Here is a 23,321-nt window from a genome sequence, read left to right as displayed (position 1 = left end):
GTCGAGCGATGGGAACGGATGCGCGGCCGACTATTCCGGGGGCTACGGCACTGCACTTTTGTGGACCTTGAATTCTCCGGTTTCTCTGCAACGATGTCGCGGAACCTGCTCGAATTTCGCTTGCGCGTGATCCGTCGAGGGGTTGTTGAATATGGCGAAAGTAATCGGCATCAGTGGATTCGAGAGCTCGATCCCCTTCAAGAAGAAGCACTGGCCGGGGCTGGAGGAACGCGAATATCGGATCTCGCAAGGCCACGATTCGGCTGCGGTGCTGGTGGTCGACGGCAGGATCGTCGCCGGTGCTGCCGAAGAGCGCTTCAGCCGCAAGAAACATACCGGCGACTTCCCGATCGGCGCTATCAGCTACTGCCTGGAGACCGCTGGCCTGAAGCCGGCCGACATCGACGCGATCTCTCACGGCTTCGACTATTCCCCTTACAAAGCCGCCTTCATGCTCGATCCGACCTCCGCCCGACAATACAGGGAGGTCTTCTCGCGCGAAAAACTGCTGTCGCAAGTAGACGAGCACCTGCCCGGATTTCCCGCCAGCAAGGTCCACCACGTCAATCACCATCTGTCCCACGCCGCCAGCGCCTACTACACCTCCGGATGGGACGATTGCCTGGTGGTGGTCCTCGACGGCATGGGTGAGGTCCACGCCGTCAGCGTCTATCACGCGCACGACAGCGAGATCGACAAGCTCGCAGAGATCACCGCCCAGGATTCGATCGGCATCCTCTATTCCACCCTGACGCTGCATCTCGGCTTCGATTTCAACTCCGACGAATACAAGATCATGGGCCTCGCGCCCTACGGCGACCCCGCCCGCCACCGTCCTTTCTTCGAGCGCACCGTGGAGCTGCGCGACGACGGGCTGATCAGGATTCCTCTGCTTCGCCTCAATACCGAGCGCCACGATCGCGAAACCTACGGTGCGACGCGACGCCATCTCGACGAGCACCTGATCCCGGCCCGCGCGCCCGACGGCGACGTCACCGACGACCACCGCGACGTCGCCGCGGCGCTGCAGGAATGCCTCGACAGAGTCATGCTCCACATCTGTGGCCATTTCGGCCGCAGCACCGGCCTGCGCAGGCTCGCGATGGCGGGCGGCGTCGCGCTCAACTGCACCGCCAACGGCCGCCTGCTGCAGTCCGGCCTGTTCGACGAGATCTACGTTCAACCGGCCGCCGGCGACGACGGCTCCGCGCTCGGTGCCGCGCTCTGGTCGGCGTCGCGCGACCGCGGCGTGGAGAACGTCCGGATGCCGGTCCCCTTCCTCGGCCCCGCACACTCGCAGAGCGAGATCGACAGGGCGCTCGCCGACACCGCCGGCCGCATCGAGATCACGCGCTTTCCGGATCTGGACGAGACCTGTGCGGTGGCGGCCAGGCTCATCGCGGCCGGGCGCGTGCTCGGCTGGTACCGCGGACGCATGGAATTCGGCCCCCGTGCCTTGGGACACCGCAGCATCCTGGCCGATCCTGGTCATCCGGAGATGCGCGATCGCATCAACGCTATGGTCAAGATGCGCGAAGCCTTCCGCCCGTTTGCGCCGGCGGTTACCCTCGAGCAGGTCGAGAACTGGTTCGAGGTGCCGAAAGGTCTCAAGCTTCCCTACATGATCATGACCGCCGACGTGCGCCCCGAGCATCGCGCCGCGCTGCCGGCGATCACCCACGTCAACGGCTCGGCCCGCGTGCAGACGGTCGACGCCGGGGACAATCCAGAGTTCCACGCGCTGTTGCAGGCCGTCGGCCGGGCGACGGGCCGCGAAATGGTGCTGAACACGAGCTTCAACGTGAAGGGGCAGCCGATCGTCAACACCCCGCGCGAAGCCATCGACACCTTCCTTAGCACCGGCATCGAGTATCTCTTCCTCGAAAACGTGCTGATCCGCCGCGCGGGACAGAAGTAGCCAGAGCAAACCAGCCGGCGACGGGGAAGGTCGTGCGTCCAGCGTGGAAGCGACGGCGAACGTCTCAGCCCATTGCTCGACGTCTTAAACCGCAAATTCATCTGCCCTATTCCGAACGAACCCCACAGGAACGCGCTGAATGCAATTGCGTTTGCTATGAACTTCGATGTTCGCGTTTGGCGGTCTCGTTGAAAATCCGCCTCTGCTGCAGGATCGTCAAACGTGAGCTTGAGCGAAGCTTTCGCAGTGGGTCTTGGTCGTGTAAAAACGCCAGTCCCGAGGCAGTCGGGACTGGATTGGTGTCATGCCGCGATCGCAGCCATCAGCGGCTTGATCCCGACGATGTTCATGACCCGTGTCAGATTGTAGGCCAGGACGGAGAGCGCCATTTCGGCCGCCACTTTCGGAAGCGTTTTGGTGAGGAAGTGTGTCGCTCCCATGCGGGCCTTCATGGTGCCGAACGGATGCTCGACAGTTTCGCGGCGCTGACGCATGGCGTGCGGGCTTGCATCAAGGCGCTGCTGCACAGCCTCGAGCAGATGCTCATGCTCCCATCGCGTAATCCGCCGTTCTGACCCAGGCGTGCATTGGGTCTTGAGCGAACAGCTTTGACAGGCCGTGGTCCAGTAGCGCCGCAGCACCTTGCTGTCTTCTTCATTCGTATAGCGATATGATAGCCGCTCCCCGGCCGGGCAGCGATAGACGTCCTCCTCTGGCAAATAGGCAAAGTCCTGTTTACCGAAGCGTCCGTCTGCCTTAGCGCCGGACGTTAGCGGTTTGGGCAGAGTTACCGTGATGCCCGCTTCGTGGCACGCAAGGATCTCTGGGCTGTTGAAGTAGCCGCGATCGGCTACAGTTTCGAGCGTCTCAGTCTTCAGAACAGCCTTCGCCCGCTTGGCCATATTGGCAAGTTGTGCCCGATCCGAGCCGCTGTTCGTCACCTCGTGCGTCACAATCAGATGGTGTTCGGTGTCTACGGCGACCTGTACGTTGTAGCCGACAACACCAGAGCCGCGCCCGCTCGTCGCCATCGAGCGGCTGTCGGGGTCGGTCAGGGAGATTTGCTGGTCGGGTGACGCAAGCATCTGCTTCTCGTAGACGGCAAGCTTGCCCATTTCCTCCTTCAGTTTCGTCAGCTTCTCGGTAAGCCTCGTCACCTTCGTGGCCAGGGCCTCGGTCGGCTCCTGGCGGTCGGCCGTGTCAAGTTGGCTCAGATAGCGCGCGACGCTCTCCTCCAACTGAGCACGCCGTCGCTCCATCTTCGCGCGCGTGAAGTTCCTGTCCCGGTTGTTCACGGCCTTGAACTTGCTGCCATCGATGGCGACGCTCGCCGTCGCCAGCAGACCCATCTCTCGGCAGAGTTCGACGAAGCGCGCACATACCCTGCGCAGCGCCAGGCCGTTGTCCTTGCGGAAGTCCGCAATCGTCTTGTGATCGGGAGCGAGCCGACCCAGCAGCCACATCACCTCGACGTTGCGCCCGGCCTCTCGTTCCAGCCGCCGGCTCGACTGTACCCGGTTCAGATAACCGTAAATGTAAAGCTTCAGGAGCACCGAGGGATGGTACGACGGCCGACCGGTGGCCGCCGGCTCCACACCCTCAAAGCCCATCTCAGCCAAACCGAGCGCATCGACAAATACGTCGATCACGCGAACAGGGTTGCTCTCGTCAATGAAGTCATCGAGGCATTCGGGCAACAGCGACCGCTGTCCACGATCCGCCTCTTCAACGAAGCGCCTCATCGATTCCCCCAAAAGAATCACAGGAGAATCATAACAGCAGCCCAGCGTTTTCACACAGCCAGGGTCAAAAGGCGACATCGTTGGTCCGGCGAAGCGCTCTTTCGCCATGTTAGTATGGCTGAACCTGGTCGACTGGGCGGCCTTGATATAGATCAAATCGCGATGACCGGCTCAGGAGGCGGCCTTTTTATCGCGGTTACTTCGCTCCTTTTGAAAGCAGCTCCAATGCATGCCACATCTCCGGAGTGAAACTTCCCCCAAGCGCGAGCGAGGCAATCGTGATTTCCTCGGGTGTGCGCTCACGTAGTGCCTCCAATAGCTCGATCACGCGCATGATTGAGCGCGGTCATCTGCCAAAATACTCAAGTCGATGGCCGTGAGTCAGAAGAAGTCAGCCATCCTGTCATGTGGTCGGCTGTTTCATCCTGCCTGGCCTTTTCCAGAAGAGCTTCTTTCTTCGCGCCTTGGGGCAGCGATTTCGCCGCCTCGCGCAAGCTTCTGGCCTCTGCGGCAAGGCGCTCTTTCAAGGAGTGTACCTGCTTAAATCGGCACCGGATTGGTCCCATGGCTTCCTCACGAGTTCTCTGCCGGGAACCGGGACTCTGACGGTGACAAACACCAAGGCGTATCGCAGGCTCGCCGTTGACTGAATCCCCCAACTTTAGTCTTGTTTCTTGATCAGAAGTCTAGCTGCAACCTGAAGCCTCTGTCGACGACAGACTCCGTTTTCGCGCATTGGAATAAGAGCGGGAGGACGGTGTACTCAAACTTCGCCATCGCGTGCGGGGAATCATATGAGGAAACATCCTGGGCTATCGCGCCGCGACATGCTGAAGGGCTCGGGCGCGGTGCTGGCTGGGGCCGCCCTTTCAACGCGCGTGATGGCCGCCGCGCCGCCTGCGGAACCGGTGACGCCGACGTTGATCGAAGCGGCGAAGAAAGAGGGGCAGGTGGTCTACTACACGTCGACCGATCTGCCGGTTGCCGAGAAGCTGGCAAGGGCATTTGAAGCGAAGTATCCCGATATCACCGTGCGCGTCGAACGCACCGGCGCGGAGCGCGTGTTCCAGCGGGTCGGCCAGGAATATTCCAGCAATATTCATGCCGTCGACGTCGTCAATTCCTCCGACGCCGCGCATTTCATCGTGTGGAAGCGCGACGGCATTCTCGCGCCCTATGTTCCGGAAGAGGTCGCGAAATACTACCCCGAGGAGCATCGCGACGCGGACGGGCAATTCGCAAGCTTCCGGGTCTGGTTGTCGATCATTGCCTACAACACCAATCTCGTGAAGGCCGAGGAGGCGCCGAAGAGCTTTGCCGATCTGCTCGATCCGAAATGGAAGGGCAAAATCGTCAAGGCGCATCCCGGCTATAGCGGCACCATCATGACCGCAACCTACCAGTTGCAGCGCGATCTCGGCTGGAGCTTTTTCGAGAAGCTCGCCAAGCAGAACATCATGCAGGTGCAGTCCTCGACCGATCCACCCAAGAAGCTCGATCTCGGCGAGCGTGCTGTGATGGCCGACGGCAACGAATACAACATCTTTCAGATGAAGGAGGCCGGCCGCCCGGTCGAGCCGGTCTATGCCACCGAGGGGTCGCCGATCATCGTCGGCCCGAACGGGATCTTCAAGGACTGTCCGCATCCGAATGCCGCCAGGCTGTTCCAGTCCTTCGCGCTCGGGCGTGAGGGGCAGCAGCTCAATGTCGAGATCGGCGGCCTCAGATCCGTCCACGCGCAGGCCAAGGAGAAGGCTGGACGCAGACCGCTAAAGGACATCAAGACGATGAAGGACGATCCGGTGGCGGTGGAACGGGAAGGGGAATCGATCAAATCGCACTACACCCGCATCTTCCGAGTCTGATGGGACTGCTCAGACCAATAACTGCCCGTCCGGGCGCCTGCCGCATGGCACGTGCCCGGATTTCGCGCTGGCTGGGTCAATAATGCCCCTCGGCGCGGGGGATATTTGATGTTACCAATTTGGCCATGAACCAGCATGCCAAGGTCGATATCCGCCATTCAACCTGTCCGCACGACTGCCCGTCGGCATGTGCGCTCGACGTCGAGGTGATCGAGGGACGCTCGATCGGCCGCGTCAGGGGCTCCAAACAGCAGACCTACACCGCCGGCGTGGTCTGCGCCAAGGTCGCGCGTTATGCCGAGCGGATTCATCATGCCGAGCGGCTGATGGTCCCGCTGCGCCGGACCGGGCCGAAGGGCTCCGGCCAGTTCGCGCGGATCTCCTGGGATGAGGCGCTGGACGAGATCGCGGCGCGGTTCGATGCGGCCGAGCGGGAATTCGGCGCCGAGTCGGTCTGGCCCTATTACTACGCCGGCACCATGGGGCTCGTGATGCGCGACGGCCTCAACCGGCTGTCGCATGTGAAGAAGTATTCGCGCTTCTACGGCACGATCTGCGCAACCATCGCGCGTATCGGCTTTGCGGCCGGGACCGGCAAGATCGCCGGTGTCGATCCCCGCGAGATGGGCGTCTCGGACCTCGTCGTGATCTGGGGCACCAATCCGGTGAACACCCAGGTCAATGTAATGACGCATGCATCGCGCGCGCGGAAGGAGCGCGGCGCGAAGATCGCGGCGGTCGACGTCTACAACAACGAGACCATGAAGCAGGCCGACATCAAGATCCTGCTGCGGCCGGGCACCGATGGCGCGTTTGCCTGCGCCGTGATGCACGTGCTGTTCCGCGAGGGATTTGCCGATCGCGAATATCTCGCGCGCTATACCGATTGCCCCGACGAGCTGGAAGCGCATCTCAAGACCCGCACGCCGGAATGGGCCTCAGTGATCTCGGGCGTGCCAGTCGAGGAGATCGAGGCGTTCGCGCGGCTGGTCGGACAGACCAAGCGCTCGTTCTTCCGTCTTGGCTACGGCTTCACCCGCAGCCGCAACGGTGCCGCCCAGATGCACGCTGCCTCGTGCATCCCCGCGGTCACCGGCGCCTGGCAATATGAGGGCGGCGGCGCGTTCTTCAATAACGCCGCAATCTGGCGTTTCGACGAGTCGATCATCGAAGGCCACGACGCGATCGATCCCTCGACGCGGGTGCTCGATCAGTCCAAGATCGGCCGCATCCTGACCGGCGATGCCGAGGCGCTCCGCGGCGGCGGGCCGGTCAAGGCGATGCTGATCCAGAACACCAATCCGATGACGGTCGCGCCCGAGCAGGCGCTGGTGCGCCAGGGCTTTGCTCGCGAGGATCTGTTCGTCGCGGTGCACGAGCAGTTCATGACCGAGACGGCGCAGATGGCCGATATCGTGCTGCCGGCGACGATGTTCATGGAGCACGACGACCTCTATTACGGCGGCGGTCATCAGCACATCTCGGTCGGCCCGAAGCTGATCGATCCGCCCGGCGAGTGTCGTTCCAATCACGAGGTGATGCAGGGGCTCGGCCGCCGGCTCAACGCCGTGCATCCCGGCTTCGACATGACGCCGCGCCAGCTGATCGATGCGACGCTGAAGAAGAGCGGGCACGGCACGATCGAGGCCCTGGAGGCCGACATTTGGCGCGACCTGCAACCTGATTTCCGCACGTCGCATTATCTCGACGGCTTTGCCCATGCCGACAAGAAGTTCCACTTCAAGGTGGATTGGGGCAAGGTGCCCGTCGGCACCGGCGGGCTAATGGGGGCGTGGGACAAGATGCCCTCGCTGCCCGACCACTGGACCATCATCGAGGAGGCGGACGCACAGCATCCGTTCCGGCTCGCGACGTCACCCTCGCGCAGCTTCCTGAACACCAGCTTCAACGAAACGCCGTCGTCGCAGGCCCGCGAGGGCGCGCCGACCGTGATGATTCATCCCGACGATGCGGCGACGCTCTTGATCGCCGATGGCGACGCGGTGACGCTCGGCAACATGCGCGGCGAGACCACATTGACCGCAAAACTGTTCGATGGCGTTCGCCGCGGCGTGCTGATCGCCGAGTCGATCCATCCGAACAAGTCCCATATCGGCGGGCGCGGCATCAACATGCTGACTGGGGCGGAGGCCGTCGCGCCGCTCGGCGGCGCCGCGTTCCACGACAACAAGGTCTGGATCCGGAAGGTATCGATGGCCGCATAAATCCTGCTTGCAGTCGGCGCCGATCCCGCCGCAAATGTCGGCTGACAACGGCACATTGGCCAAGAAAACAGGCAGGAAACATGACCGACAACAGCGTTCTTCTCGAAAAGCGCGGGCAGGCGTTCTGGATCACCATCAACCGCCCGGACAAGCGCAACGCGCTCAATGCCGGCGTGATCGCCGGCATTGCGAAGGGCTATCGCGAGGCGCATGACGACAAGGACGTGCGCGTCATCGTGCTGACGGGCGCGGGCGACAAGGCGTTCTGCGCCGGTGCCGATCTGCAGAACAGCGGCGCGGCGTTCTCGATGGATTTCTCGCGCCCCAATGTCGACTACGCCGATCTGCTGCGGCTGTCGCAGAATGCGACCAAGCCCGCGATCGCGCGGGTCGGCGGCGTCTGCATGGCCGGCGGCATGGGACTGTTGTGTATGACCGACATGGCGGTCGCCGCCGATGGCGTGATCTTCGGTCTGCCTGAGGTGAAGGTCGGCGTGTTCCCGATGCAGGTGCTGAGCCTGTTGCAGGCGATCGCCCCCGCGCGCCTCGTCAACGAATGGGCGCTGACCGGCGAGCCGTTTGACGCCGCGACGGCCAAGGCTGCGGGTCTTCTCAACTACGTTGTGCCGGCAGCCGAGCTCGATGCCAAGGTCGATTGGCTGATCGGCCGCATCGTCGACAAGTCGCCGACGGCGATCCGCCGCGGCAAATACGCGATGCGGGCGATCGCCTCGATGTCGTTCGACGAGAGCATCGCCTACACCGAAAGCCAGATCGCGCTACTCGCGATGACCGAGGACGCCAAGGAGGGCCTCAAGGCCTTCGGCGAGAAGCGCAAACCGACTTGGACCGGGCGCTAAGTGGAAACCCAATCCTGGTCTTCCGCCCGGTATCTCGCGCCGGCGTGAATCATGAAAATCAAGCGTGTCGATTGCTCGAAACGATTGAAGAATGAGGAGCGAGCACGCCTTCTGACAGGAGGGGCGTTCTGGCTCGCTCCTCGCGACGTTTCTTGGCGGCCACGATCAGTTGCTTCCGCGTGCGTTTGGCGTAGGTGGGTAGTTGTAGTCTCGAGCGATGGCGGCCGGCAGCACGCAGTTCAGCGTCCGTAAGATCGCTGTCTGCGCCTTCGGTGAAGCCGCCGTGGCGAAAGGACGTAAATGAGAGCTCGTTCCGAAGTCCCGCTGCTATGATTATCTTTTTAACGACATGCCGAAGGTAGCGCAGATCCTTGCGCTCGGTGATCCACGGCAGAGGAGTAGGCGACCTGCGATGAGCATGATCACGGCGAAACGCCAGTCCTGAAGCGACTGAGTCTTTGAGAGCATCAAGCTCCGCCATCAGCTCGGGGAAGAGCAGCACACTGTTCTCATCGACCAAAGGCCACCAGGCTTCTTCGCCATTCTTTGGGTGCATAATCCTCACGCTGTTGGGGCGTTCTTTCGGTCGATAGTGCTCGATTTCGAAGACTCCAAATATATGTTCCTCGCGCTGCAGCCATTCCCAGGTCAGCAATGCAGCGGTTGCGATCGAGTGGTACCCCAGTCTCTTTGCGGCTTGCCTGAAGGCGGCAAGCTCGTCCCAGGTTGCGGTTGGCGTCTCTCGCAGGGCCTGACCAGGGGCACGCGATTTTAAGCCCATCCGCGAGAATGGGTTGATGGCTGGCACTTTCGTTTCCTGGGCGCGCTGACCAACGAACCAGGCGCGCCTGCATGCGGTCATGGCAGCGTTTGCGAAACGCCGACGCTCGCGCTTGACGATGTTTCCATCCGCGTCCTTGTATTGAACGACGAGCAGATTTGCATAAACCGCATCGACAAATGCTTTGGAAAAATCGGCAATCTGTTTCGAGCCCGCGCGGCTACCGTCGTTCAATTCGTGGTTGGCGAATAGCGACAGGCCTTGGTCGTATAAGCGTTGGGTCTTGAAATCGATTTCACGCCATCGGTGGTTGGCTTTGAAAACGCCAACAAGCCAATCAAAAGTGCCAGGCACGGGAGACGCCGGGACCATGTCGGTCAATCCGCCCGAACGCCAGCTGTCGAAGGCAGGCAGCAGAATATTCTTGGTTCTGTTGAGAGCGGTTGCATAGTCTTCTCCCAGTGCTTCAGCTGTGACAGGGCAGCCTTCATTGCGAGCCCACGTTGGTGGCTCGAAGAAATATCCGCATCGACCATTCTTCAATGACTTTAGCCTGCAATAGCGCGGAAGCTTCATTGCAGCGCAACCTTAACGTCTTGCCAGGGAGGCCAAATCCTCGCCTTCTGATCTGTCCAAATTGGTAGTTCTACGAGGCGCGGCAAAATCATCAATCGCGGCTCTTGACCAGACCGGTTGCCGCACCCGCCCAATTCCACGATAGCCGATTGGAGGCGGCGCCTCGCCGCGGCCTACGGCTCGCGCGAGTTCATGGGTATTTGCGAAATCCAAATAGGCGGCGGCCATGTCGGCAAGCATGAGTGCGGGCCAGGCGCCGATGAGTGGATAACGAGCAGGAAGAGCGGAGCGGGATGTCATAGGCGTTAGCTCGCGCGTCAATGCTGCAACGATCTCGGTGCCGAATTCAATAGAATGGCGTCATCATCCCTGGATGAGGATCCTTATTCGTGCAACGCCTCGGAAAGCACGAAACCGGATATCCAAAGTCAAATTCGCCGCTACCTTGTGGCCTTCTGGCATGCTGTCCTCCAGTCACATGGATGCTCTCCCGGAGCACGAGAGGGCTGCGAGGAAAAGAGCCATCAACAATTGGTGCGGTAATCTTCGACGCCTTCGTGGCAACTTTAGGCGACACCCGACTTGAGCCCGATCTGGAAGGCCTGCTCTGGTCGACCGTCAATCTCTTACATCGCGCGGTGGGCCGTATCGAGCACGGGCTCGACGACAATGAGCAGGCGCAGCAGAGGAGCCAACGCGAGCAGAACGGCTCGGAAGTGCGATCCGTTGAGCTCGAAAGGCTGACCGCCGACGGCATTTCACTGGTCGAACGCCGCAACGCCATGGAGCTGTTCCGCGACCTGGCTACTGAGCAATTTGAGCTTCACACTGGCTCGCCCTGGCGTCCTCGCGCCGGATCACTGGTCAGCCATCGCACGCCCACTGCCGCGATGATCGACAGCCGCGACTTCCTAGCCGCCAAGCATCGCGCAGAAACCCAGGCGATGCTGCCATCGGGGCCCAAGATCGCCCTTACCGGCGGACTCGATTTCAACGACGTTTCGCTCGTCTGGGGCCGGCTCGACAAGGTCCACGCGAAGTATCCCGACATGGTGCTGCTTCACGGCGGCTCGCCGAAGGGTGCTGAATTGATCGCTGCAAAATGGGCCAGCAATCGCAGGGTGTCGCAGATCACCTTCAAACCGGACTGGACGAAGCATGCCAAGGCTGCACCATTCAAACGCAACGACGCCATGCTGGCAGTCATGCCGATGGGAATCATGTGCTTTCCGGGGACCGGCATACAGGATAACCTCGCCGACAAGGCGAAGAAACTCGGGATTCCGGTCTGGAAATTCGACAAGGACGGCGCGTGAGCGCCGTCTTACTCGACTCTAGCCGAAAATAGGTTCGCGCAAGCAACGCGAGAGGTCGGTAGCCCGCTCATCGAAGCGAACTCCATGCGAAATGGTTCTTGTCTCGCGTTTGGATCTATGTGTCGAAATGCGCCGTGATGGTGGAAGGCATAATCGGTCATCTTTGAGTGCGAGACCACCACCATGCTGGCCCTTGGATTTATCCTTAAGGTTATTGGGCTCAGTGCTTTTCTGGCTGACCTTTGGTCTCGTGACCCTCTCATTCTTCGCTGCAGTTATGATTGACTCCATGAGATACCCGCCTCGACTCGGTGGACGAGTGTCTTCCTTTGCCAGCCCCAGATCGAGAGTCGCTCGGATCGAGATGTCGAGCTGGATAGAGATATTCTTCGCAAGCCGCGCCTCCGAATCTAATCTGATGTGCCATCAGTTACTCTCCGGTTTGGCCGAACGAATCTGCATATAGTTGTTCTATCTTTGAGACCTCGTCCTCCGTAAGCGCAGCGAATTCATCCTCTCTTGCGCGCTTCGACAGCTTGCCCTGATTTTGTCTGAGGAAGCCAAATAGATTGTTCAGCGTCCGCTCCGGCATGTCGATCATGTTCTCGATGCCGGCGCGGAACATATCGAAGCTGACAAGGAAGTTGGTTTCGTTCGGAAGATCCCGCTCAATCGTCTGACGCACGCAGGCGTACAGAAACTCCGCGTGCGGTGTCGCATCGAAGAATCGGTAGAAATCTGCCGTATCGTTGAGAACCCTGACGTTGCCCCTTGGCGTTGCCTTCCACTGGATGCAGGAAAGCAGCCTGCCCGAATAGCTCCCAAGTACGCTCTTGTACTCGGCGATCCGATCGAGGATGGCCGAGGACACAGGAAAATGCACGCCCGCCGGGTTGAACCCCCGACGTGCGAGAACATGATGCATCAGATAGCGATGAATGCGCCCGTTGCCGTCCTCAAATGGGTGGATATAGATGAACCCGAATGCGAGCACGGCCGCCGCGATAACGGCATCGAGGTCATTCTCGGCGCTGTGGTCGAAAGCGATCAATCCGGCCATGAGCGATGCGATGTCTTCATGCCGCGCGCTGATATGGTCCGGAATGGGGCGTTGCGTGTCGCGGTCGTGCTCGCCGACGAAGCCGCCATCCTTGCGGAAGCCGAGCTTGACGAAACGCTCGTCCCCGATCAGGAGGCGCTGCAGGCGATGAAACTCCTGCTCGTCGAGCGGTGCGCGACCAGCTTCGCCAATAGCGCGGCCCCATCGCTGGATTCGATCCTGTGGCGGCCTTTCGCCTTCTATCACGTAGCTGGACTTCGAGTCCTTCAGCAGAAGGAAGGCGGCCGTGCGGGCGAGGAGATCCTTTGGCACTTGGCTCACGACGGCGCGCGCGCGATCTTTCCAGTCCTGCGCGATGAATTCGTTCAGCGCAGATGTCTTGAAGACGAGCGGACAAAATTCCGGCGTGCCGGGAAGGTTGTTGCGGACGCGATGCCGGGCCGAATTCTGCGGCGCACCTGCGAACTGGATGTCGGTGTCGACAGCATCCACATACGAGACCTTGTCTGCGGCAGGCAACCTCAGCTCATGGCCGAGCAGCCATTCGTACAAGAACCAGATACGGCGCGTGTAGACCCCTGTAGGCTTCTGCCGCACAATTTCGGCGACGTCTTCGTCCTTGACGGCGAGGAAAAGCCGCTTCAGGAGGGCGAGATCCAAGCCCTCGTATTTGAGCGCAAAGGTTAGATGCCCCTCAAGCGAGGCCTCGGGCGCGTGACGCGGCGTATAGATGTGCCAGTGGTCCTTTTCAATAATGCGATGCTTGGTGCCGATCGCCGAAAGCGTCCGGGGAACCGGGACGGGCAGATCATAGGCGTCGATCAGGGCGGCATAGCCGACCGGAACCGCTGTCTCGGGGAGCCGCCGGTCATGAAAAACGCTCACTTTCCCTGAAAATCGTGCATTTGTGCTAGAGTTCATGAAAAATACTCCCGATTCCTGAATTTTCTTCGCGGAAAGCTCCAAAATCATCAGAGTCTGAGCATCCCATGAAAAATGCTCAAAAATTATTACTTTTGTGAAAATTATTCACTGGCTACTCCGCATGCCAATCTGGCGATCCAGTCCCTGCTGGAATAGGCCATTGGCCGGCGATGCCGAGCGTGCCGCAGGTGCGCTGCTCTTTCGAAGGCGTCATCTCCAGAGCAGCTACTCCCCTGGAGTTTGAAGACGGCCAGATCGAAAGAACATGCGAACGACACGTTCCCACGACGGCGCTGTCGCCCGCGGCCCTTGCGGCACCGTCACTGCGACCCGGCGACAACCCCGCGAAGCTCCGCATAGGTACGCGGCAGGCCAAGGGAATGCAGTGTCGCGCTGGTCAATCAGCAGCATTGAGGTCGGATGCCTTGTTCGTGTGATGACTGCGAACATCGAGATCGCTTTCTGGCGACCAACTCCGCCTTTGCCTTCGATCCCGTACGCTGCGGATGCGATTGGGTTCGCTGGCGTTTTCCCAGGTGCGCCTTCCTTGCCGTTAATGCGTCACCGTCAGCATATGTCCGATCTCCAGCCTGAGTCCTTGTGCTGTGTCGGTGTCGGCCGCCATGGTTGTCTTCGTCAGTTCGTTCATGGCGCGCGTCCAACGCAACCTCGAATGGGCTGATCAGGCCCGAGGGACGGCCAAGGCCTCGATCGCCTTCCCGCAACGGCTACGCCTGCTTTTTTCCCCTGCCGCGAAGTGGGCGGCATTCCTCGCGGGAGACAAAAAAGCAGGCTTGTCGCCGTCCTCCGCTGGCGCTGCGGGCCTGACGGCTGCGGGCCGATCGCTCCCCGGGCCAGGGATCGCCATCGAGGCCGCGATGGGCGCGGCCCGAGCAACCAACGGAGAGTACTATGGCTACTATCGGCACCTTCACCGCTTCGGACAACGGCTACGTCGGCTTCATCAAGACGCTGACGCTGAACATCAAGGCACGGTTCGCCGCATCCGAGAAGGATAATGACAAGGCGCCCGACTACCGCATCTTTGCCGGTGTGACCGAGTTCGGTGCCGCGTGGAAGAAGACCGCCCGCGACAGCGATCGCGAATACCTCTCGGTCAAGCTCGACGATCCGAGCTTTCCGGCCCCGATCTACGCCTCGCTGGTGAAGGTCGAAGGCGACGAGGGCTTCACCCTGATCTGGTCCCGCCGCAACGGCGACTGATCGCTGGCGATCATCGGCCCCGCCTCTTCGGAGGCGGGGCTTTTGCTCTTCTTGCACCGCTTTGGAAAGAAGCAAAATAGCATTTTCCTTTTGAAGGGCATTTCCGCGTTTGCTCGCGGCAAGGCTCATCAGGGGCACGCCTTGAACTGGAACGCAAGGCAAAGCGCTAGATGCAGCGTGCTATCTAGTGTCCCGAATCCGAAGTTCGCATCATTTGCCGCACCTTCGGAGCGAACTTCGGATTCGATAAGGACACTAGCAAACTTATGATTCTAGTGTGCTTTATGAATGCGAAGTTCGTGAAAGCAGTTGCCGCGAAATCGCACGAACTTCGCATTCAGTTGCGCGGCCTTTCTAGCCGGGCCTGGTGCGCCGCCGCCGATCCAGCTTGCCGGATCGGCGGCGCGCGCGTATCCGCGTCCGGTGCTCGCCGGGCCTCCGGCTCGGTTCGCGGTACAGGCGATTCTCAACTACGGCCCCTCTTCTTGTCTGTTGACGGCAAAGGGCGCTTAAGGAGATCCGCTGCCTCGACGCCCAACACCTGGGCCAAATTATCGACAACATCGATACTAGCCGCATAAACGCTTCGTTCGAGAGCGGAGATGTAGGTTCTGTCAATATCCGCGCGATGCGCAAGCTCCTCTTGCGACAGACTCTTTGCCTGCCGGAGTTTTCGCAAATTCAGCGCCAATACCTCGCGAATGTTCATGCCCGAGAGGGCATCGCCTTGCAGAGTATTTCACCACGGAGTATTCTCTACAAAAGCGGATGGCACAGTTGAGCTATCCGCGCCGGGCACTCTGTTCCGGGTTTGTTGAATGCGGCTACAGTGTGGTTTTCAACGAGACTTGACCCGCGCATATTAGGGGCCACCGTGCAGGCTTTTGGAAGGGTTATGCATTCACCGCCGCTCGATCCTGATGTGGCTGACTTGGCTCCGACCGAGCCAGCGCCGACACCTTACGATGTGCGGCACGTCGTTACGTACATTCGCCTTCTGCAAGCCGAAGGCGAAGGGGCGGACTGGCAGGAAGTGGCTCGAATAGTCCTGCATATCGATCCTGAGCGTGAGCCCGCCCGCGCGCGCACCACATATCAGAGTCATCTAGCACGCGCTAAGTGGATGACCGAGCAGGGACGTATCTTGCGCGGCTCGGGCTCTAATTAGAAGAAATTCGTCAACTAGAACTCGTATTCAGCAATCAGCTTCTCCAGCCGGCGCGTGGTCATCCCGAAGCACCACATGGTGCCAAACTAGGGACTTCCTACAACTCGCCCGTTCACGATTATTGCACCGCAATCCTTGTTAGCTGCGTGCATGCGGGTGGAAGCAATGCCTGAGTTCGAATGGCGGTCGCCGGAATCCTACAAGAGTCTTCAGGATGCAGAGATCACCGACATCGCCTGGGAATGTCTTCGTCGCAATGTGAATTATAGACGCGAGTACGAAGCGATGATCGCCAACAGCCCGGATGGCGAGGTGACACCCGAGTTCAGGAGGAAATGGGGCATCTGCTTTCGCCCATGACCCGCTGAGGTCCTTCAAGGAACAGACAGTCTTTTGGGCGCCCGAGGTTTTGCCGGCCGTCGTACCGGTCGCAGTGACCGCGTTGCCCGTCGGCAGTGACGCGACGTCTCAGCCGTTGCTTGGGCTCGCCGCTGGCCAGATCCGCCGAGCCGCTGACGGTTGGCACACCGTGCTGCGCATCGGCGCGGTGGAACACCGCATCTGGTCAAGAGAAGCGCCAACCGTAGCTGCCCACTACGTGGTCGAGTTGTCGTTCGACGGCGACTTCGACGCGCGGGCGTACGCTGCGCGACGGCTGTGGCGAACCATGAGCGGGCGTGCGCCAGGTCCTGCCTTTCACGAGTTATCCAAACAGCGACGCGAACGGTTGAGCGCAGCTCTTCGCGCGCTCGATGCGCGTGGGGACGGCGGCACGTATCGCACGATCGCAGAAGCATTGTTCGGCAGGAAGCGTATCCCAGACCGCGCCTGGAAAACGCACGATCTGCGCAACCGGACCGTTCGCCTGGTACAAACCGGCCTCGCACTGGTGCGCGGCGGTTATCGCCAAATTCTGCGACGCGGGCGCACAGGCAAATAGCACAACCCGCCCGGGGGTATCGAAAATCGCCCCCTCAATCTTCGGCATCCCCCTCCGACATCGCGCTTCTCCATGATGACCGCACACACGCCGGCGCCGAAATCGGCTCCGTGCTGTCACCCTGGAGTTCTCAAATGCCCGATCCAATGGCCGGCCTGCCGCCGCGCTTCCTGCGTACACCGGAGGCCGCACGTTACCTTGGCCTCTCCGGTCGCACGCTGGAAAAGCACCGCACTTTCGGTACCGGGCCAATGTATCGGAAGATTGGCGGACGCGTCGTCTATGCGTTGGACGACCTGAAAGCCTGGGCCGACCTCGGCGCCAAAACGTCGACGTCTGATCCGGGCAAAGGGACTGTACCGCCGGCCAAGAAGCACCCGACGCTGCGCCCGTATGCGGGCCAGGAACGTCGCTGACGTCAGCGCGAGGACAGTGACAATGCGGCGCACACATCGCTCCGAGCGCGACCAGCTTGAGCTCTTTCGGGCGCAGCCCGGCGATCTCGCGTCACGCGACGCGCAGGATCTGATGGCTTATCCGTTGTTCTCGCTCGCCAAAACAAAGCGCATCGTGCCAATCGATTTCCGCGCGGGCGCAATCTCCATTCGCGACGAGGCCGTGCCGGAACACGGCATGGCGACCATCCGGGATGCGGACGTCCTGATCTGGGCGGCTTCCCAAATCGTCGAAGGACGCGACGCAGGCTTGAAGACCTCACGCCTGATCGCTGCAACGCCTTACGAGAGCCTGACGTTTGTCGGTCGCGGAACCGGTGCGGGAGACTATGACCGGCTGAAGGCTGGTCTCGACAGGTTTCCGATCAGAAACCCGGTTTGTGAATCACGGAGCGCGGGCATGAGCGATCTCACCCAAGTCGAAGTCTTTTGGCTCGAAAAGCGTATCGAAAATCGGATTCGGTTCGGTCGCGCCGTCGAAGACAGGATGATCGACCGACACCGCCGCGTGCTATCATTTGCTCCGGGCAGCATCTTCGCCCTCGTTCGCTGGACATCCAACGACTTCGGAACAGTCATTTCGCGCATAGACATCCTGCGCGCGGTCGCTCCAGGCGAGCGCTGCTCGACGGTCCCCTATGTCAAGCCAGGCGGCGAGAGTTTGCTGCGGTTGTCGGGCTGGCCCAAGGTCGAGCGCGTGCTGCAACTGATCGACTTTGTCGAGGGACTTGGGATCGATCCGGCGGATGCCGCCCCCGACCATTGGCATCACGTTCATAATCGCCTCTCTGTCAACGAGACGCCACGCGCGTACACGAAAGGGCGCCATCGGGCCTGGCTGCATCGGCAGAGGTTTGTGCGATGACGCCCAGCTCAAAGGCGCTGATCGCGATGGTTTGCGGTGTCGCCACACTTGTTGCTCCGGTCGCTCTGGGGCCAAATCCGCTCTACATCTGGAATGCATCGACCAGCGTGCCGGTTGGCCTCTATCGTTTGCAACCAACGGACCAGTTCTTCATCACGGAACTGGTCGCGGTTCGGCCGCCCGAGCTGCTTGCGAGCTTTCTCGATCTGAATGGGTATCTGCCCGCAGGCGTCCCGATGCTCAAGCGGGTGCTGGCGCTTCCAGGGCAGACGGTCTGCAGAAGCGGGCTCGCAATTTCTGTCGACGAGATTGCGGTGGGCGAGGCGAGGGATCGCGACGGACGCGGACGACCGCTGCCGAAGTGGGAAGGATGCGCCGTGGTCGGCGACGGTGAGCTCTTTCTCATGAACTGGCAGTCAAGCGACTCTCTGGATGGCCGATACTTCGGATTTCTGCCTGCGTCGGCTGTCATCGGCCGTGCGCTCCCCGTGTGGACGTGGGAGGAGTGACCGTGCCTTGCTGGTGCTTCCGATCTGCCATTCCTCTGTTCGATCAGTTGCCGGGCCGTTGCTCCGTCCCGACCAAGGATCGCGCAGTTGTTGTTGCGCGCAGCGGCGGTCCAGGGCGGCCCAACGGCCGGCGCGAAGCAGCTTCACCCTGGACGGGCGCGAGCACGACGGCGTGCTTCCGTCTGTGGGGAGCGTGTTTTCGGCCTGTCGGAACGCTGCTTTTCGCCCTGACGGTTTGGAGCTGTGTCGCTCTCGCCGCGGAGCAATCGGCGCTCCCGTCAGTGAACGATCATGGCGACAACGCATTTGCTCCCTTCATTGCACAGGCTTCGCAAAGATTCGTCGTGCCTGCGCGCTGGATCAGGTCAGTCATCCGGCTGGAGAGCGCTGGCGACGTGCGCGCCACTTCGAAGAAGGGCGCAATGGGGCTGATGCAAATCATGCCGCAGACTTGGGCGGTGCTTCGCCAGCGGTACGACCTCGGCAACGATCCCTACGATGCACGCGACAATATCCTGGCCGGCACGGCGTATCTGGCTGAACTACGGGACCGCTACGGCGCGCCCGGTGCGTTCGCAGCCTACAACGCCGGACCAACACGCTACGAAAGGCATCTGACCGGCGAACCGCTGGCTGCCGAGACGCAAGCCTATGTCGCCCATCTCGCGAGCTTGTTGGGAGTTGAGTACGCTTCCAGTCAGTCCATCGGCCAATTCTCATGTGCCGATGCGCCGGTCTTCGTCGCTCGATGGGAACGCAACAGCACTGCAGATCGGCAGAAGGCCAGGCGCGTCGAGAACGGCATTCTCGCTTCGTCGGGCGTTCATTCCCTGTCATCGATCGTTCCCAGTGGGATCGGCCTGTTCATCACGAAATCGGATGCCGGAGACATGCGATGAGCACCTGTGTGAACTGGCGAGCGCTGGCGTGTGCCAGAGGGGAGTCGGCGGAGGCAGGAGAGCGGTGCGCAAGTACAACTGAGCGAGGGCGAGATAAAAGGGCGCAATGTGCGCTTCGGACGGTCGGTTGTACTGTTTGGAGTTTCCTCCTTTCGGCGCAGGGTGCTCGCGCTTGCTGCAATGTGCACCCCACACGCAAGTCACAGACGTTCTACGATCTTTCGCACATTTCCGAGGTCGGCGATGGCCGATGATCGGGAGTTTCGCATCCGGCCCGGCCGCATCCGCTCATCCGCTTCGCAGCGGGCGCGGCCCTTCATTGCGCAGGCGATCGCGGCGGCACAGAAGGCCGGCGGGCAGGTATCCCGGTCGGGCCGGATCATCCCGGCCAGCCGGTCGCGCTTTGGACGCGGCCGGATCGCCAGCGTGCAGGCCAACCACCTGCTGACGGGGCGCTCGCGCCTCGCCGTGATCAAGACCCGCGTCGTCCGTCACACGGCGCGCGCCGCGCCGCTCGCCGCGCACCTCAATTATCTCCGTCGTGAGGGTGTGACCCGCGATGGGGACAGGGCGCGCCTGTTCGGACCGCAGACCGAGGACGCTGATGGCCGTGCCTTCGCCACGCGGTGCGAGGGCGACCGTCATCACTTCCGTTTCATCGTGTCGCCCGAGGACGCGGTGGAAATGACGGACCTTAAATCCTTCGCCTGCGAGCTGATGGGCCAGATGGCGACGGATCTCAGCACGAAGCTCGATTGGGTCGGTGTCGATCACTGGAACACCGACAATCCCCACGTTCACGTCATCCTCCGCGGCCGGGGTGACGATGGCCAGGACCTCGTGATCTCGCGCGACTACATCAAGGAGGGAATGCGTGCCCGCGCGCAGGATCTGGTCACCCAGGAACTTGGTCCGCGCACCGAGCTCGACATCCGTCGCAACCTCGAGCGCCAGCTTGAAGCCGAACGCTGGACCCAGCTGGATCGTCAGCTTGTGCGCGATGGTTGGTCCACCGGCGTCATCGATCTCGCGCGCCATCGGGGCCGGCAGCCGGACGAATATCACGCCTTGAAGGTCGGTCGCTTGCGCAAGCTCGAATCCCTTGGCCTCGCCGATCAGGTCGGGCCAGGCCAGTGGGTGATCCGCGACCAGGCGGAGACCACGCTACGCGATTTGGAGGAGCGCGATGACATCATCAGGCGCATGCACCGGGCATTGACCGAACGCGGCATTGAGCGCGGCGCGGCGAGTTATGTGCTCGCGGCTGAGAGCCTCGATGCGCCGATCATCGGCCGGCTGGTCGATCGCGGCCTCGACGACGAGCTGAAGGGCACGGCCTATGCCGTGGTCGACGGCGTGGACGGGCGAACCCATCACTTGAGGTTGCCCGATCTCGACGCCGCCGGCGACGGCGCGCCGGGCGCGATCGTCGAGCTGCGCAAGTTCGACGACCCGCAAGGACGTCGCCGCTTGGCGCTCGCCGTACGGTCGGATCTCAACCTTGCTGCGCAGGTCTCGGCATCGGGGGCGACCTGGCTCGACCGGCAGGCGGTCGCTCGCACGCCGGCCGCGCTTTCGGATGGCGCCTTCGGCGCCGAGGTGCGGCAGGCCATGGAGCGGCGTGCCGAGCATTTGCTCGAACGCGGTTATGCCGAGCGGCGGGGCCAGCGCATCATCTTCTCGCGCAACCTGATCGACACCTTGCGTTGCCGGGAGCTGGAGGCCTTGGGCGATAGGCTCGCGTCCCGAACCGGCCAGCCATTCCATCAAGCCGGCAGCGGCGACCATGTCGCCGGCAGCTACCGCCAGCGCTTCACGCTCGCCTCCGGTCGCTTCGCCATGATCGACGACGGACTCGGCTTCCAGCTCGTGCCCTGGACGCCCTCGCTCGAGAAACAGCTCGGCCGCCACGTCACCGGAACTATACGCAACGACGGTGGCATCGACTGGAGCTTTGGCCGAAAGCGGGGACTTGGACTGTAGATCGCGCAGAAAGGACTAACGCCATGTCCGCGACCACCATCCTCTGGGGACAGATCCTGACCGTGCTCGCGATCGTGCTTCTGACGACCTGGGGTGCGACGGAATATGTCGCCTGGCAGCTCGGATTTCAGGGGCAGTTGGGCACCCCATGGTTCAGCGTCATTGGCTGGCCGATCTATTATCCGCCGGCGTTTTTCTGGTGGTGGTTCTTCTACGACGCCTATGCGCCCGACATCTTCGTGCGCGGCGCGTTCATCGCGGCCTCGGGCGGATTCATCTCGATCGTGGCCGCGATCGGCATGTCGGTCTGGCGGGCGCGCGAGGCGAAGAATGTCGAGACCTACGGCTCGGCCCGCTGGGCCGAGACGGGAGAGGTCAACGCGGCCGGGCTCCTTGGCGACGACGGGGTCGTGCTCGGCCGCTATGAGCGTGACTATCTCCGTCATGACGGTCCGGAGCATGTGCTGTGCTTTGCCCCGACCCGCTCGGGCAAGGGCGTTGGCCTGGTCGTGCCCTCGCTCCTGACCTGGCCGGGCTCGGCGATCGTTCACGATATCAAGGGCGAGAACTGGCAGCTGACCGCCGGCTTCCGCGCGAAACATGGGCGGGTTCTATTGTTCGACCCGACCAATCCGAAGTCAGCGGCCTACAATCCGCTGCTCGAGGTTCGCCGCGGCGTATGGGAGGTGCGCGACGTCCAGAACATCGCCGACATCCTGGTCGATCCCGAGGGGAGTCTGGAGAAGCGGAACCATTGGGAGAAGACCAGTCACGCGCTGCTGGTCGGCGCCATCCTCCATGTCCTCTATGCCGAAGAGGACAAGACGCTGGCGGGCGTCGCCGCGTTCCTCTCTAATCCGAAGCGGTCGATCGAATCGACGCTTGTCGCGATGATGAAGACCGCGCATCTCGGCGAAGCCGGACCACATCCCGTCATCGCTAGCGCAGCGCGCGAGCTGCTCAACAAGTCCGACAACGAACGGTCGGGCGTGCTGTCGACCGCCATGTCGTTCCTCGGGCTCTACCGCGATCCCATCGTCGCCGCGGTGACCCGGCGCTGCGATTGGCGCATCACCGACATCGTGGGCGACCAGCAACCGGCGACCCTCTACCTCGTCGTGCCGCCCTCCGACATCAACCGGACCAAGCCGCTGATCCGTCTGATCCTCAACCAGATCGGCCGGCGTCTCACGGAGGACCTGCAGGCCAAGGCAAAGCGCCACCGGCTGCTCCTGATGCTCGATGAGTTTCCCGCGTTGGGGCGGCTGGATTTCTTCGAGTCGGCGCTGGCGTTCATGGCAGGATATGGACTGAAGGGCTTTCTGATTGCCCAATCGCTGAACCAGATCGAGAAGGCGTACGGCCCGAACAATTCGATCCTCGACAACTGCCATGTCCGCGTCAGCTTCGCCACCAACGACGAGCGCACCGCCAGGCGTGTCTCCGATGCCTTGGGTACCGCGACCGAAATGCGCGCCATGAAGAACTATGCCGGCCACCGATTGAACCCGTGGCTTGGTCATTTGATGGTCTCCCGGCAGGAAACGGCCCGGCCGCTGCTCACCCCAGGCGAAGTCATGCAACTGCCACCGACGGACGAGATCGTCATGGTTGCGGGCGCTCGGCCGATCCGGGCGAAGAAGGCGCGCTATTACGACGACGCGCGCCTCCTGCAGCGCATTCTGCCGGTGCCGGCACTCACTGTTCCCAACCAGGGGCGGCCGAATGATTGGACGGGCCGGCCAGTGCCGCCGAAAGCGGAAATCGGCAATGCCGGCCCGATGACCGCGACCGAAGATGACGATCCGACCGGATCCGAACGCCGCCAGCAGCCCGAGCTCAGCCGCGTGACGCTGGTCGAGAGGAGGGCGCCGATCGAGAACGAGTTCGAAGCCGATCCCGTCGATGATGCGGACGATGAGGCCGTCCGCAACAGCCGCATAACGCGGATCATGCGAGGCGTAGCGCGGCAGGTCTCGCTGGACTCCGGCGATGGCATGGAGCTGTGACC

At 61.8% G+C, this 23,321-nt stretch carries 18 protein-coding genes and 1 pseudogene; 15 read left to right on the top strand and 4 right to left on the bottom strand.

Annotation, left to right across the window (positions count from 1 at the left end; all coding sequences use genetic code 11):
• Positions 1–151: 151 nt before the first annotated feature.
• The gene (locus ACVIHF_RS22295) at positions 152–1,918 is read left to right on the top strand and encodes a carbamoyltransferase family protein (RefSeq protein ID WP_256558684.1); all 1,767 of its coding nucleotides are present in this window, start codon (positions 152–154) and stop codon (positions 1,916–1,918) included.
• Between the two features lie 302 nt (positions 1,919–2,220).
• Here the strand turns inward: ACVIHF_RS22295 and ACVIHF_RS22290 are convergent, their stop codons facing one another.
• Positions 2,221–3,660: an IS1182 family transposase gene (locus tag ACVIHF_RS22290; protein WP_456794112.1), complete on the bottom strand. Its 1,440-nt coding sequence runs from the start codon at positions 3,658–3,660 to the stop codon at positions 2,221–2,223.
• A gap of 794 nt (positions 3,661–4,454) precedes the next feature.
• On the opposite strand from ACVIHF_RS22290, the gene ACVIHF_RS22285 reads away from it, so the two are divergent.
• From ACVIHF_RS22285 to ACVIHF_RS22275, 3 genes are all read left to right on the top strand, one after another.
• Positions 4,455–5,525: a substrate-binding domain-containing protein gene (locus tag ACVIHF_RS22285; protein WP_253607765.1), complete on the top strand. Its 1,071-nt coding sequence runs from the start codon at positions 4,455–4,457 to the stop codon at positions 5,523–5,525.
• A 125-nt stretch (positions 5,526–5,650) separates the two neighbouring features.
• A complete protein-coding gene (locus tag ACVIHF_RS22280; protein WP_253607766.1) occupies positions 5,651–7,750 on the top strand; it encodes a molybdopterin oxidoreductase family protein in 2,100 nt (699 codons plus the stop codon).
• A gap of 80 nt (positions 7,751–7,830) precedes the next feature.
• The gene (locus ACVIHF_RS22275; protein WP_253607767.1) at positions 7,831–8,610 is read left to right on the top strand and encodes an enoyl-CoA hydratase/isomerase family protein; all 780 of its coding nucleotides are present in this window, start codon (positions 7,831–7,833) and stop codon (positions 8,608–8,610) included.
• Positions 8,611–8,668: 58 nt separating this feature from the next.
• Here the strand turns inward: ACVIHF_RS22275 and ACVIHF_RS22270 are convergent, their stop codons facing one another.
• Positions 8,669–9,967 (bottom strand): hypothetical protein, encoded by a 1,299-nt coding sequence (locus ACVIHF_RS22270; RefSeq protein WP_456792544.1) that lies wholly within the window; start codon positions 9,965–9,967, stop codon positions 8,669–8,671.
• Between the two features lie 533 nt (positions 9,968–10,500).
• Here ACVIHF_RS22270 and ACVIHF_RS22265 point away from each other — a divergent pair.
• Positions 10,501–11,283 (top strand): annotated as a pseudogene (locus ACVIHF_RS22265) (DUF2493 domain-containing protein); the annotation flags it as partial.
• Positions 11,284–11,713: 430 nt separating this feature from the next.
• On the opposite strand, the gene ACVIHF_RS22260 reads toward ACVIHF_RS22265, so the two are convergent.
• Entirely contained in the window at positions 11,714–13,264 is a 1,551-nt protein-coding gene (locus ACVIHF_RS22260) for a Fic family protein (protein WP_456794111.1), read from the bottom strand.
• Between the two features lie 915 nt (positions 13,265–14,179).
• Here ACVIHF_RS22260 and ACVIHF_RS22255 point away from each other — a divergent pair.
• Complete coding sequence (locus ACVIHF_RS22255) at positions 14,180–14,491, top strand: DUF736 domain-containing protein (RefSeq protein ID WP_225646982.1); 312 nt, start codon at positions 14,180–14,182, stop codon at positions 14,489–14,491.
• A gap of 466 nt (positions 14,492–14,957) precedes the next feature.
• On the opposite strand, the gene ACVIHF_RS22250 is transcribed toward ACVIHF_RS22255, so the two are convergent.
• A complete protein-coding gene (locus tag ACVIHF_RS22250; RefSeq protein WP_310885770.1) occupies positions 14,958–15,200 on the bottom strand; it encodes a helix-turn-helix domain-containing protein in 243 nt (80 codons plus the stop codon).
• A 186-nt stretch (positions 15,201–15,386) separates the two neighbouring features.
• On the opposite strand from ACVIHF_RS22250, the gene ACVIHF_RS22245 reads away from it, so the two are divergent.
• The 9 genes from ACVIHF_RS22245 (at position 15,387) to ACVIHF_RS22205 (ending at position 23,319) form a co-directional block, all read left to right on the top strand.
• Positions 15,387–15,659 carry a DUF2285 domain-containing protein gene (locus ACVIHF_RS22245; protein WP_310885771.1) on the top strand — a complete coding sequence of 91 codons (273 nt, stop codon included), beginning with the start codon at positions 15,387–15,389 and terminating at the stop codon, positions 15,657–15,659.
• Positions 15,660–15,824: 165 nt separating this feature from the next.
• A complete protein-coding gene (locus ACVIHF_RS22240; RefSeq protein ID WP_310885772.1) occupies positions 15,825–16,019 on the top strand; it encodes a transcriptional regulator domain-containing protein in 195 nt (64 codons plus the stop codon).
• A gap of 49 nt (positions 16,020–16,068) precedes the next feature.
• Positions 16,069–16,599 (top strand): DUF2285 domain-containing protein, encoded by a 531-nt coding sequence (locus ACVIHF_RS22235; RefSeq protein WP_456792542.1) that lies wholly within the window; start codon positions 16,069–16,071, stop codon positions 16,597–16,599.
• 134 nt (positions 16,600–16,733) lie between these two features.
• On the top strand, positions 16,734–17,015 hold the full coding sequence (locus tag ACVIHF_RS22230; protein WP_310885773.1) for a helix-turn-helix transcriptional regulator: 282 nt from the start codon (positions 16,734–16,736) through the stop codon (positions 17,013–17,015).
• Between the two features lie 22 nt (positions 17,016–17,037).
• The gene (locus ACVIHF_RS22225) at positions 17,038–17,919 is read left to right on the top strand and encodes a DUF2840 domain-containing protein (protein WP_456792541.1); all 882 of its coding nucleotides are present in this window, start codon (positions 17,038–17,040) and stop codon (positions 17,917–17,919) included.
• Entirely contained in the window at positions 17,916–18,428 is a 513-nt protein-coding gene (locus ACVIHF_RS22220; RefSeq protein ID WP_310885774.1) for a S26 family signal peptidase, read from the top strand. Before ACVIHF_RS22225 ends, ACVIHF_RS22220 begins: the two co-directional genes overlap by 4 nt.
• Positions 18,429–18,709: 281 nt before the next feature.
• Positions 18,710–19,327 (top strand): lytic transglycosylase domain-containing protein, encoded by a 618-nt coding sequence (locus tag ACVIHF_RS22215; RefSeq protein ID WP_456792540.1) that lies wholly within the window; start codon positions 18,710–18,712, stop codon positions 19,325–19,327.
• A 243-nt stretch (positions 19,328–19,570) separates the two neighbouring features.
• Positions 19,571–21,310 (top strand): relaxase/mobilization nuclease domain-containing protein, encoded by a 1,740-nt coding sequence (locus ACVIHF_RS22210; protein ID WP_456780130.1) that lies wholly within the window; start codon positions 19,571–19,573, stop codon positions 21,308–21,310.
• Positions 21,311–21,333: 23 nt separating this feature from the next.
• Positions 21,334–23,319: a conjugal transfer protein TraG gene (locus ACVIHF_RS22205; RefSeq protein ID WP_456780131.1), complete on the top strand. Its 1,986-nt coding sequence runs from the start codon at positions 21,334–21,336 to the stop codon at positions 23,317–23,319.
• Positions 23,320–23,321 lie beyond the last annotated feature (2 nt).

It is taken from the genome of Bradyrhizobium sp. USDA 4506 (assembly GCF_054058795.1).
The sequence above is the reverse complement of the archived record's forward strand: the minus strand, read 5'-3'. Positions and strand labels throughout refer to the sequence as shown.